This is a genomic window from Coriobacteriia bacterium, assembly GCA_041658765.1.
Classification (GTDB): Bacteria; Actinomycetota; Coriobacteriia; order Anaerosomatales; family JBAZZO01; genus JBAZZO01.
Map to the genome: position 1 here is coordinate 140,939 of JBAZZO010000004.1, position 10,920 is coordinate 151,858.

The window sequence follows — 10,920 nt, forward strand, 5'->3', positions numbered from 1 at the left end:
CCTACTTACCTTCCTTCTTGCCGGTCATGGATTCGTGAAGCTGTTCGGCCATCTTGAGTCGGGACTTGACGACGTCGATCTCGTGCTTCGGAGTGGCGACGCCCTTCTTCGACTTCTTCTGAAACGCGTGCAGCACGTAGAGCGCGTCCGCGAAGCGAACTGTGTACACGGTGCGGAACGTGTCGCCGTCGAAGTCCTCGACCGCTTCCAGCACGCCGCCGCCCCTGAAGCCTTTGAGCGGCTTGGTTTGCGGATGCTTGCCGCCGCACTGGGCCTGGAAGATGGCGAAACCAATCGACTGCTTGACCGGTTCCGGGAACCCTCGGAGATCGTCGAGGGACGACGCGACCCAGATGACGTTCTTGAGAGAGCCGGATCCCATAACGCAAGTATCCCACATCTAGGATACGCGGCGCAAGCGAATTCGGTTAGGGCGAACATGTTGCGCTTGAGCCGCGCTTGATCGCTTCCGGCGACAGCATACGCGCTCGCGTCGTCAACGAAGCGCTTGTCAGCTTGGTCTGCCAGGTCCCCGGACGCTGTCACCCGCGAACTCCCGCCACAGGTGGAGCTTGCACCGCAACTACTCTGTGTTACTATGTACCAGTAGCTAGTAGTGCTCAGTAGATCGAGGTGGTGTTCCGTGGGCAAGCAGATGACGGAGATGCTCAAGGGAACGCTGGAGGGCATCGTCCTCGCGATCCTGTCCGGACGGCCTGCGTACGGCTACGAGATCACGGCACGGTTGCGGGAGATGGGTTTCTCCGACATTGCCGAGGGCACTGTCTACGCCCTGCTCGTCAGGGTCGAGCAGAGAGGCCTCGTCGATGTGGAGAAGCACCCGTCCGAGAAGGGGCCGCCGCGCAAAGTGTATTCGCTCAACGTTCAAGGACAGGAGTATCTCGAAGAGTTCTGGGGGACTTGGAGCTTCCTCACAGGACGGCTCGAGCAGCTCCGCGAAGGAGAGGAGTAGCCATGGCCAACTGGTTCGAGAGCATCACAGGGTCGCTCGAGCAGAAGAAGCAGTGGAAGGCGTACAGGGCACGCATCGAGGCGCTTCCCGGGCCGTACCGCACTGCCGCGAAGGCGCTGGAGCGGTACTTCATGTACTACGGTGGCATCACGGATGGGGACACCCTCACGACGATGTGGGGCGACTTCGTCGAACTCTGGGAGCGCGCAGCCGCAGACGGCACGCCAGTGCGCGATATCGTCGGCGAGGATCCGGTCGAGTTCGCCGAGACGTTCGCTCAGGCCTACAGCGGCACGCGGTGGATCGACAAGGAACGTGCGCGCCTGATCACGTCGATTCAAGATGCGGAGCGAGGAGAGCAGCGATGACCACAGATCCAGCTATCCACGTGCAGGGTCTGGAGAAGTCGTACAAGACGCTGGAGGTGCTGCGCGGCGTGGACTTCGACGTGGCGCGGGGCAGCATCTTCGCCCTGCTCGGCTCGAACGGGGCGGGCAAGACCACGGTCGTGAATATCCTGTCCACGCTGCTCAAGGCCGACGCGGGGACTGCCGGCGTCAACGGCTTCGATGTCGCCGCGCAGGCCGCGGACGTGCGGGAGTCCATCAGCCTCACCGGACAGTTCGCGGCCGTCGACGAGATCCTCAGCGGGCGGGAGAACCTCGTGCTGATCGCCCGGTTGCGGCACCTCAAGGACCCGGGCACGGTCGCGGATGACCTGCTCGATCGTTTCTCGCTGACCGACGCGGCCGCGCGCAAGGTGTCGACGTATTCGGGTGGCATGCGCCGTCGCCTCGACATCGCGATGAGCCTCATCGGGAATCCGCCGGTCATCTTCCTTGACGAGCCGACGGCTGGGCTCGACCCCCAGGCGCGCATCGAGGTGTGGCAGGCCGTCAAGGAACTCGCCGAGCACGGCACGACGGTGCTGCTCACGACGCAGTATCTGGACGAGGCCGAACAACTCGCCGACCGGATCGCGATCCTTCACGAGGGTCGGATCATCGTGAACGGCACCCTCACCGAGCTCAAGCAGCTGCTCCCGCCCGCCAAGGTCGAATACGTCGAGAAACAGCCGACCCTCGAGGACGTCTTCCTCGCCATCGTCGGCACGGACGAGTAAGGAACAACGATGACCAACCATTTCTTCGGCGACACCGCCGTACTGCTGGGACGATCCCTGCGGCACATCACGCGCAGCCTGGACACCATCATCACCACCGCGATCATGCCGATCGCCTTCATGCTGCTGTTCGTCTACGTGCTCGGCGGCGCGATCGACTCAGGGTCGGATTCATATGTGAACTACCTGCTGCCCGGCATTCTGCTCATCACGATCGCGTCGGGCATCTCCTACACCGCATACCGGCTCTTCATGGACATGCAGAGCGGCATCTTCGAGCGATTCCAGTCCATGCCGATCGCACGGTCGTCCGTGCTGTGGGCGCACGTGCTGACCTCGCTGGTCGCCAATCTCGCCTCGCTCGTGGTCGTCGTGCTCGTCGCCCTCCTCATGGGCTTCCGCTCGGGGGCGGGAGTGCTGGCATGGCTCGCGGTCGCCGGCATCCTGATCCTGTTCACGCTGGCGTTGACGTGGCTCGCCGTGATCGCCGGTCTCTCGGCGAAGTCGGTGGACGGCGCGGGCGCGTTCGCCTACCCGCTCATCCTCCTGCCGTTCATCAGCTCGGCATTCGTGCCCACCGACACCATGCCCGGCCCGGTGCGCGCCTTCGCCGAGAACCAGCCGGTGACGTCGATCGTCAACGCGATCCGCGACCTGTTCACACAGCAGCCGGTCGGCACCGACATCTGGATCGCCCTTGTCTGGTGTGTCGGCACCCTCATCGTCGCGTACATCTTCGCCATGGTCACTTACCGCCGCAGGATCTCCCAGTAGAGCGTCGAACGAGGGCGCTGGGCGTGCGCCGCCGCTGCAGGACGATCAAGCGGGTAGCGGAATCAACGGAGCGCGGGACTCAACGTTGTTTGGGCGTTTCTGCGAGGGGCTCATCCATCAGGCGCTCACCGCGCCAAACGCGTACGATGCGCACGTGGTCGTGATCGCGGCGATAGACGATCCGGAACGGCGGATACTCGAGTTCGCGAAGCCATGGCGTATCGAACTCTGGCACGACCTTGCCGCGGTCAGGGAACTCCTCGAGCTGCTCAGCGCGTGAGACCACCCCGGCCACGAGACGCTCGCCGACTTCCGGAACGAGCTGTGCAGCGTACCAGTCGAGGATCTCCTGGAGGTCGTCCGACGCCGACTCGGCGAACGTGACCTCGAATCGCTTCGCCATCAGCCGAGACCGAACCGGTGCTTCACTTCCGAGAGCGGGATCTCGCGCCCGGCGTCAAGGTCCGCGAGGCCCGCAACGACCGAACGCATGAACTCGCGCTCCTCCTGAGCGGACTCGAACTCCGAGAGGCTCTGGACGACGGCGACTCCGCGTCCGTGGCTCGTCAGAAGGATGGGGCGACCGGCTTCGTCAGCGTGACGAACGACCTTGCCGGGATTCACCTTCAGGTCGCCGAGAGAGACGACGTCTTCCGAGAACTTCACGGCGATGCTCACGGCGACCTCCAAATTAGACCACAATACTGGTGCTCATTGTAGCACCTTGGATGACGTGTGTGGGAACACGCCTACTCGTAGTGCGACCACATGCGGAGCACCTTGACGGCGTGCTCGTCCTCGAGGATCTGGTAGACGAGGCGATGCGTGATGTTGATGCGACGCGAGTACGCGCCGGCGAGATCACCCACCAGCTTCTCGTACGACGGTGGAGTCTGATACGGATCCTCGGCGAGCACATCGAGAAGCGACTGCGCCCTCGCTTTCATGCCAGCCGCGGCAAGGCTGCGCGCGTCCTTCTGCGCGGCCTTGGTGTAGACGAGTCGCCAGCTCACCAGTCGAGCTTGTCCTCGAGCTCAGAGGTCGGCGTGGCCATGCCCTCGAGGATCGACTCGCGCATGCCGGGGATGGACACCAAGTACAGCGTCTCCTGCACCGCGTCCCAATCATCCTGAGAGACGAGCACGGCATTGCCGCGCTTGCCCGTGATCTGGATCGGCTCGTGCGAGTCGGAGACGTCGTCGAGCAGCTTATAGAGGAGCTTGCGCGCCTCGGTAGCGGTGATCGTGGTCACAAGGAGCCTCCATTGCTAGCGTACGCCATACCGTACGCTTCTGCTTCGGCCGCGTCAACCTCACTCGAGTTAGGGCGAACGTGTTTGCGGATAACCTGCGAGCGAAGCGAGTCAGGTTGATCCGCGGGTCAGGCGTGTCTCAGTCGAGTGACGACCAAGGAAGCCCTCGACCCGCTACTTGTTCGTCGCTTTCCTGAAGAACAGGCGGTAGATCCACGATCCAAGACACCAGAGCGTGATCGTGAGAATCGTGCCGCCTATGGCAACCGTTGCCCCGAGTATGAACCCCAGCACCGGCAGCCCGTAGTGGAAGGAAACGGCTGAACCTGCCAGCCAGATAGTCGAGATGCCGTAGGAGAACCGTCGCGGTGTCGGCGTGGGAGGCAGGGCAGGCGCACCGAACAAGTGGCGAACCCCGAGGTTGTACACCAGGTCGAGGACCATGCCGCGCGGGAACAGCACTCCGCTGAGGGTGACGAGTGCCATCGACCCAAGCAAGATGGGCGACTGCAGGACCAGCCCGACCACGACCAGGGTGGTGGCGACTGCAGGAGTGAAACGCAGCGGCAAGGCATAGCGGGATTTCATCTCGTCATCGAGGCCGCAGAATCCTTGATTGTCCAGGTTGACCTTCGTCGAATCAGGGAGTCCTGTCATCTGCATCCACCGCTTCATGCCGCAATCTGAGCCAACTCCGTTCCATGTACCCAGGTTGAGCGGAGTCCCCGACTCCCACAGCCGACCGTCCCTCGCGCTATCACGGCGAACGCTTGGCAGTTGAGCCGCGAACGAAGTGAGGCGGCTCGAACTGCTTGTTCGAACCACATCAGCAACCTAGAGCCTATCTTGCCAGTAGAACGGCCGGCGGCTGCTGTGCGCGATCGCCGAGACGAAGATGCCACCGCTGCGTACCGAGTACACGACTGAATAGGGGAATCGAGGAACCGCGCACCTGCGCACTTGCCCCAGCACGGCTGGCGACGATTCCGGGTGCTCGACCAACAGCTGCATCGTCCCCTCGGCTGCGTCCAAGAACTCCGTGCCGAGCCAGGTGCGCTCCAGGTCGTAGAAATCCGCCGCCTCGCGCATCTCGCGCTTGGCATCCGGATGGAAGCCGACTCGTGAGCTCACTTCCGAGAGGCCCGCAGTTCCGCGAAGACCTCATCCATCGGGATGGGCTGCACTTTGCCCGACGCCATCTCCTCGTCGCGGCGGACGGCCTCTTCCAGCCACAGCCGTTCAACTTCGGTCTCAGAGAGATCGTCGAGGCTGTGCAGAATGTCGCGGGCGAGGCCGGCCCGTGTCGAGGGATCCAGCTGAAGCGCTTCGCGCTTGATCTCGTCGATGGTCATGCCAACTCACCTCACCGTAATAGCGCCGATGACCCAATCATACGCCCCGCGCTGACACACTGACCACGGCTGCGGGATGTTGGTTCGAACGTGATTGCGCTTCAGCGCCGACCGATGACTCGCTCGTAGCGTAGCGCTTGCGCTGCCCGCACGATGCCCTTGTTCGACACACACCGCGGCGCTACGACGACCGGATGCGCTCGATGAGCGCCTCGACCCGCCGCTCGATTTCGTCGCGCACCTCGTTGAAGCGCTCCGGAGGTAGGTGCTTCGGATCCGGCAGCTGCCAGTCCTCGCGATGCGCGGTGCGAACGAGTGGGCAGTCGTTTCCGCAGCCCATCGTGATCATCCAGTCCCAGGAGCCCGGCCCAACATCGTCGAGGCCCTTGGACGAATGCCGCGTGAGGTCATAGCCGCATTCCTGCATTGCCGAGATGGCCCTCGGGTTCACGGCACCGGAGGGTCGCGACCCTGCGCTCGCAGGCTCGATCACGCCGCCGCCATGCATCCGCGCGAAGGCCTCCGCCATCTGGCTGCGGTTGGAGTTCTCGATGCAGACGAAGAGCACGCGGGCGGTCACGCTGCTCGCCTCCGGCTTCGGTGTTGTGTCCAACATGTGTGGCATGAGCAGACGCGCATGCGCTGTCTGGTCGATTCTACCTTCTGGCGTTCTGCTGTTGCCCTTGTTGGCACGCGCGGGTTCGTCGGGCACATCCGGAAGTTGACGGGAGTGCCAAACCGCGACGATCCACACAGTGTCTCCGACGACGCGGTGAAAGAAGCGATACGGCTCGACGGGCAGTTCGCGATGCGGGAGCTCAGGGAACTCCGGAATGACGTGACCGGATTCCGGATACTCGCTGAGTTGCGCCACGACGGCTTCAGCGCGTCGCTGCAACCCGGCGGCTGCCGCGGGACTCCGCTCTAGCAGATACCGGAGAGCGCCGAGATACTGGCGATCCGCCGGAGGCGTGAACCGTACTCGCATGAGTCCTACTCGCTCGCCAGCAACGCACGAGCTTCTGCCATGACATCCCCTGCGTCACGCCCGACGCCCGCTGCGATGTCGACATCGCCCTGCACGAGCATCTTCAGGATCTCGTTCTCGTGCTGGACGCGCTCGTAGGCGTAAGTGCTCTGAATGACCACAGAAGCACGGCCGCGCTGCGTCACGAAGACCGGCTCGTCCGACGCGACCACACGCTTGACGACACCAGCAGCATCCTGCCGAAGATCCGAGATGGGAACGATCACGGGTACTGTACTCATCAGTTGCACCTCCTACGGTACAACTGATGATACCATACGGGACGCTGTGGCAACGTTGTTCGGCGTAACGATGCCATTGTTCGACACACGCCCGCTACCGCCGCCCGTTCCAGTAGAACGGTCGCCGACGATGATGCGCAACAGCCAGTACCCGCACGTGCCCGTCAACGAACGAATAGACGATCGAGTACGGAAACCCGTCCACGAGCTTCGTCCGATTGCGATCCCGCAAGACCTTGCATGATTCCGGGAACTCCCGGATCTGCGTGACCGCCCGATTCACGGCGTCGATGAACAGCAGTCCGAGCCCGCGATGTTCAGCGTCGTAGTAGTCCGCCGCCTCGTTGAACTCGATGCGCGCAGTCCCGTGGAAGGAGTAGGGCGCCATCACTTCAGACGGGCCCGCGCTTCCGCGAACACCTGATCGCCGGGAATCAGCTCCGCCGTGCCGGCGTCAATCTCCGCGTCACGGCGCGATGCCTCCTCAAGCCACAGATGCTCAATCTCCCGCTCGCTGAGATCGTCAAGGCTCAGGAGAAGGTCGGAGGCGAGTTCCGCTCGCTCCTCAAGGGGGAGTTCAAGCACTATCGACTTCAGTTCGTCAATGGTCATGGTTGACCTCACGCTCCTCCGGTACCTTGCCCACCCATTGTACGACGGAGGTCCGACACGTGCGCGAGGGATCCGTTGTGTCGAACGCTGGGCGCGTAACCTGCGCGCCGCCTCGCTACCAGTATGGACCAACCCTGAACGCGTCAGGTCCACGCGCTGGTTCGGTCAGCCCCGACCTTCGAACTCCCTCTCATCGACGAGCTCACGCCCGTGGCGGACCGTGAGGATGTCGATGTCCGCACCGACCTCGTAGAAGACCCTGAAGCGCCCCACGACCAACTCACGCACGCCGGACGTCATCACACCGCGTGCCGGCTTGCCCATGACCGGGAACACGGCGAGTCTCTCGACGGCTGCGAAGAGCTCGTCCACGACTCGCGCCGAGGTCGGCGGACTGTCCTGTGCGATGTAGGTCGCAATCTCTGCGGCCCGGATTCTGGCCCGCTTGGACCAGACGACTTTCACGCTCCGATCCTGTCGAGAACATCCGCTTTGGCCTGTTCGTGCGGAAGACCCTCTCCTGTCGCGATCTCGGCTCTGGCGACCTCGATGTCCTCCAGGATGGCGAGGCGCTCTCGCATGTCCTCGAACTCGCGGATGTCCACGACCACGGCGACGCCGCGGCCGTGCTGAGTCAGAACCAGCGGTCGGCGCGTGTCGCTCACGTGCTTGATGAACGACGCCACACCCGAACGGAACTCCGACAGCGGACGGATATCCTCATCGAGCTTGAGCGGCTGCATGGCGACCTCCGGTTGCGTACACGGTATCGTACGACCTAGCGTACGCGTCGCGAGAGGCCTCTGCAAGCCCTGGGTCTGACCGAACGTGCGAGGCATCAGCTGCAACGCGCCTCGTGCACGCTGCTCACCCGAGCATACCGTACCCAGGCGCGTTGACTGCTGTTGCGCCTATGTCAATCCTACACCGCGGCGGCGACGAGACCGGCGCCGAAGTCGGGCCGCAAGACCTCCCCTGCGCACGCCCGTTCGGCTCTGAGCATGGTCTTGAACACCACGCGCGCCAGATGCCGTTTCAGGCAGCGCAGAGCCTCGCGGTAGCTCATGCCCCCGGCTTGCTTGCGCTCCATGTAGGCGATCGCCGGCGGGTGCATCCGGGCTTGGGTGATCGCGATCATGTGGATGGTGGAGTTCAGCTTGCGGTTGCCGCAGCGGTTGAGCCGGTGGCGTATGGACTGACCGGAGGACACCGGCAGCGGCGCACACCCCACGTGTATAGCGAAGGCCGCCTCGCGCCTGAAGCGAGAAGCGCCCGCCGTCTGCCCGACGAGGTGCGCCGCGTTCACGGCCGAGCATCCTGGGATCGCGAGGAGGTCGGGTGCCAGCTCACGCATACGGCCACGGATCTCGCGCTCGAGTCCGCGTATCTCGACGGTGAGCTCCCGGCAGTGCTTGAGCTGGGCGAGCGCGATTCGCCGGCGAGTGCTCTGCGGCATCGCTGCCAGGACCGCCTCGAGCCGACTCAGCCATACGTAGCGGTCGAGCACTCTCGGTGGCAGATCGAGTCCGATCTCGAGGTCGTGACAGTGCCAGCGCAGACGTTTCTGGATGCGTCTGCGCTCGTCGACCAGGTCGTCGCGATGGTCGACGAGCAGGCGCACGTCGTGCTCGGGGCCGGTCAGCGTCGCCTCGGGAAGGTCCGGCTCGCGCAGTGCGGCGCGCGCCACGCAAGCCGCGTCGATCGAATCGGACTTGCCATAGGCCCGGGCGGAATGGCGTGCTCCAGCCATCATCTTGGGCGGGACGCGCACGACGCGCTCGCCGCGCGGGAGCAGGTGCCGCTCGAGTCTGCCCGAGACGTGCCGACAGTCCTCGATGGCGAAGTAGTGATCGCCGGGCAGGGTGCGTGCCCACGCGAGGAGCTGGTCGTGCCCGCGGTCGTCGCAGGTCACCGTCTTCTCCCCGAGGCTGCGCCCCGTCACGGCGTCGATCGCTACGGCCGTGTGGGTCTTCATGTGAGGGTCTATCCCGATTACGATCATGTCCGTCCCCCTCCGTCGGTGTTCGATGGCGGGGGCCGTCGGCGGACACGCCTTAGCTGGGGCCTCTTGGCCAGGCTCCTATCAGGTCACGACGGCGACCCCTCGGTACCCGGCGGCGGGGGACATAACAGCTGACGGTCAGCCCGGTGAGGCGACAGAAGCGGTGTGGGTCACTCCGCCGTCGGATCCGAGGCTACCTGACAATCGTCAGGCATCCCATGGGGGCAGAGTGACACTAAGTTGCGCTGGTTAGGCGGATGTGCTGTCGCCTTCTCTGCACTCCCGGGGTTCTACGGGACGAGGAAGGAAGCAGCTGCCCAGAACGCCCAGAACCCGCCGATGACGAGCGGTATCCACACGAGGACGGACCGGTCCTTCTTCCAGGTGACTGCGACAAGAGCAACCGCACCCGCGACGATCAGCACGGCGATAGCGCCACGGATGCCACCGACCAGCCGGCGGGCGAAGAAGCTCGCGATGGCGAGGATGACGATGGCGTCCGCTGCCCAGCCCACCCACGAACGTGGTAACGCGAAGAACCCTTGCTTCGCTCGCGACCGACCTGCCGTTTCCACCACGATGGCCACCCCTCTCGCGTCCCAGCCAGGACCCCGGACCCTGTCAGTGCACACCTACCTGCTTCGCGGTTCATTCACGACGCCGGCAAGGCGTCGATTCTTCCACTCGTGACGTGACCATTTCGACGCCCAGATTCCGCCCAACGGTGTGCGCATGACCCGCAAACCGAGGCCAGTACTCGGCCTCGGTGAGAGCGTAGCTCTCAGGGCCGAGGTTTGTCGCGGTCGATGCGCTTGTTCGACACGGTGCCTCTACTTGACTGCGAAGGAAACGACCAGACGCGGGCGACTTGGGTCCGGAGTGAAGTAGAGCGTGAGGCGCGTTGGCTTGTGCAGCGCGACGACGAACTTCGGGCCGAGCGTGAGCGTCTCGCCTGGACGCAGCGCCGTACTGAGTGTCCCCCCGACGCCGCGGTGCGTCGCGCCCGGACTCCGCAGCATGGGCTCGCTGCGAGACCAGGTGACGCTTCGCGGATCCTCCACCTCGCCCAGTTCGTTGACGAGGTGGAATGCATTGGGAGCCGGCAGCGGAAGAGCCTCGTCCTTCGAGTTACCTACTCGCGGATTGCGCACCGCGACGTGCATGGCCAAGAAACCGCCTGCGTACCTCACCTTGGTCATGCTGACCTCATAAGGACCAACCGTGCCCGTCTCGTTCAGGCTCAGAGGACCTATCGTCGTATCGAGCGAGCGGTCTGCAGGCTGGACGCCCGGCTGCGTCCGACTCTGTTCAGTACTGCAGCCTGCCAAGAGCACGGCCGTCACGAAGAGAATCGCCGCCGCCATGACCTGCAAGCGCGGGATGGGTGTGGGTGTCGACCGCATGATGCCCAAGCTTCCGATTGCGGCGCTCTGTCGAGTCACTATGAGATGGCCGGTCCGATCCGTGTATACGTGGATCGTCCGCGGGAATTCGGCCCGCGGCGCCGACAGACGGAGGGACCGGCCATGGACCAGCTTACCCACATCGGGCTCGACGTGCACA

Annotated in this window: 21 protein-coding genes; 4 read left to right on the forward strand and 17 right to left on the reverse strand. The window is 64.1% G+C overall.

The features are described 5' to 3' along the window. Nucleotide 1: 1 nt before the first annotated feature. Nucleotides 2–382 (reverse strand): type II toxin-antitoxin system RelE/ParE family toxin, encoded by a 381-nt coding sequence (locus tag WC971_04205; GenBank protein ID MFA5844016.1) that lies wholly within the window; start codon nucleotides 380–382, stop codon nucleotides 2–4. Nucleotides 383–643: 261 nt separating this feature from the next. On the opposite strand from WC971_04205, the gene WC971_04210 reads away from it, so the two are divergent. From WC971_04210 to WC971_04225, 4 genes are read left to right on the forward strand one after another with little or no spacing between them, the layout of a single operon-like run. Further along, complete coding sequence (locus WC971_04210) at nucleotides 644–973, forward strand: PadR family transcriptional regulator (GenBank protein MFA5844017.1); 330 nt, start codon at nucleotides 644–646, stop codon at nucleotides 971–973. 2 nt (nucleotides 974–975) lie between these two features. Beyond that, nucleotides 976–1,341 carry a DUF1048 domain-containing protein gene (locus WC971_04215; protein ID MFA5844018.1) on the forward strand — a complete coding sequence of 122 codons (366 nt, stop codon included), beginning with the start codon at nucleotides 976–978 and terminating at the stop codon, nucleotides 1,339–1,341. After that, nucleotides 1,338–2,096, forward strand: coding sequence for an ATP-binding cassette domain-containing protein (locus WC971_04220; GenBank protein MFA5844019.1), 759 nt, complete (start codon nucleotides 1,338–1,340; stop codon nucleotides 2,094–2,096). The genes WC971_04215 and WC971_04220 overlap by 4 nt, the downstream gene beginning before the upstream one ends. Nucleotides 2,097–2,105: 9 nt before the next feature. Beyond that, a complete protein-coding gene (locus WC971_04225; GenBank protein ID MFA5844020.1) occupies nucleotides 2,106–2,870 on the forward strand; it encodes an ABC transporter permease in 765 nt (254 codons plus the stop codon). Between the two features lie 79 nt (nucleotides 2,871–2,949). On the opposite strand, the gene WC971_04230 is transcribed toward WC971_04225, so the two are convergent. The 16 genes from WC971_04230 to WC971_04305 all read right to left on the reverse strand — a co-directional run. Further along, a complete protein-coding gene (locus WC971_04230) occupies nucleotides 2,950–3,273 on the reverse strand; it encodes a type II toxin-antitoxin system RelE/ParE family toxin (GenBank protein MFA5844021.1) in 324 nt (107 codons plus the stop codon). Next, a complete protein-coding gene (locus WC971_04235; GenBank protein MFA5844022.1) occupies nucleotides 3,273–3,542 on the reverse strand; it encodes a type II toxin-antitoxin system Phd/YefM family antitoxin in 270 nt (89 codons plus the stop codon). The genes WC971_04230 and WC971_04235 overlap by 1 nt, the downstream gene beginning before the upstream one ends. A gap of 77 nt (nucleotides 3,543–3,619) precedes the next feature. After that, nucleotides 3,620–3,883, reverse strand: coding sequence for a Txe/YoeB family addiction module toxin (locus tag WC971_04240; protein ID MFA5844023.1), 264 nt, complete (start codon nucleotides 3,881–3,883; stop codon nucleotides 3,620–3,622). Then, a complete protein-coding gene (locus WC971_04245; protein MFA5844024.1) occupies nucleotides 3,880–4,122 on the reverse strand; it encodes a type II toxin-antitoxin system Phd/YefM family antitoxin in 243 nt (80 codons plus the stop codon). Before WC971_04245 ends, WC971_04240 begins: the two co-directional genes overlap by 4 nt. A 174-nt stretch (nucleotides 4,123–4,296) precedes the next feature. Beyond that, nucleotides 4,297–4,797 carry a DUF4395 family protein gene (locus WC971_04250; protein MFA5844025.1) on the reverse strand — a complete coding sequence of 167 codons (501 nt, stop codon included), beginning with the start codon at nucleotides 4,795–4,797 and terminating at the stop codon, nucleotides 4,297–4,299. 159 nt (nucleotides 4,798–4,956) lie between these two features. Further along, nucleotides 4,957–5,253, reverse strand: coding sequence for a type II toxin-antitoxin system RelE/ParE family toxin (locus tag WC971_04255; GenBank protein ID MFA5844026.1), 297 nt, complete (start codon nucleotides 5,251–5,253; stop codon nucleotides 4,957–4,959). Then, on the reverse strand, nucleotides 5,250–5,474 hold the full coding sequence (locus WC971_04260; protein ID MFA5844027.1) for an addiction module protein: 225 nt from the start codon (nucleotides 5,472–5,474) through the stop codon (nucleotides 5,250–5,252). The genes WC971_04255 and WC971_04260 overlap by 4 nt, the downstream gene beginning before the upstream one ends. Before the next feature lie 181 nt (nucleotides 5,475–5,655). Further along, the gene (locus WC971_04265; protein ID MFA5844028.1) at nucleotides 5,656–6,462 is read right to left on the reverse strand and encodes a type II toxin-antitoxin system RelE/ParE family toxin; all 807 of its coding nucleotides are present in this window, start codon (nucleotides 6,460–6,462) and stop codon (nucleotides 5,656–5,658) included. 5 nt (nucleotides 6,463–6,467) lie between these two features. Beyond that, nucleotides 6,468–6,743 (reverse strand): type II toxin-antitoxin system Phd/YefM family antitoxin, encoded by a 276-nt coding sequence (locus WC971_04270; protein MFA5844029.1) that lies wholly within the window; start codon nucleotides 6,741–6,743, stop codon nucleotides 6,468–6,470. A gap of 94 nt (nucleotides 6,744–6,837) precedes the next feature. Next, entirely contained in the window at nucleotides 6,838–7,131 is a 294-nt protein-coding gene (locus tag WC971_04275) for a type II toxin-antitoxin system RelE/ParE family toxin (protein ID MFA5844030.1), read from the reverse strand. Further along, on the reverse strand, nucleotides 7,131–7,355 hold the full coding sequence (locus tag WC971_04280; protein MFA5844031.1) for an addiction module protein: 225 nt from the start codon (nucleotides 7,353–7,355) through the stop codon (nucleotides 7,131–7,133). The genes WC971_04275 and WC971_04280 overlap by 1 nt, the downstream gene beginning before the upstream one ends. Before the next feature lie 165 nt (nucleotides 7,356–7,520). Beyond that, nucleotides 7,521–7,820 carry a type II toxin-antitoxin system RelE/ParE family toxin gene (locus WC971_04285; GenBank protein MFA5844032.1) on the reverse strand — a complete coding sequence of 100 codons (300 nt, stop codon included), beginning with the start codon at nucleotides 7,818–7,820 and terminating at the stop codon, nucleotides 7,521–7,523. Beyond that, nucleotides 7,817–8,098, reverse strand: a complete 282-nt coding sequence (locus WC971_04290; GenBank protein MFA5844033.1) for a type II toxin-antitoxin system Phd/YefM family antitoxin — start codon at nucleotides 8,096–8,098, stop codon at nucleotides 7,817–7,819. Before WC971_04290 ends, WC971_04285 begins: the two co-directional genes overlap by 4 nt. 179 nt (nucleotides 8,099–8,277) lie before the next feature. Beyond that, nucleotides 8,278–9,357: an IS110 family transposase gene (locus WC971_04295; GenBank protein MFA5844034.1), complete on the reverse strand. Its 1,080-nt coding sequence runs from the start codon at nucleotides 9,355–9,357 to the stop codon at nucleotides 8,278–8,280. Nucleotides 9,358–9,647: 290 nt separating this feature from the next. Next, the gene (locus tag WC971_04300; protein ID MFA5844035.1) at nucleotides 9,648–9,872 is read right to left on the reverse strand and encodes a hypothetical protein; all 225 of its coding nucleotides are present in this window, start codon (nucleotides 9,870–9,872) and stop codon (nucleotides 9,648–9,650) included. Between the two features lie 315 nt (nucleotides 9,873–10,187). Further along, a partial coding sequence (locus WC971_04305; protein MFA5844036.1) for a hypothetical protein occupies nucleotides 10,188–10,920 on the reverse strand: 733 nt, incomplete at its 5' end.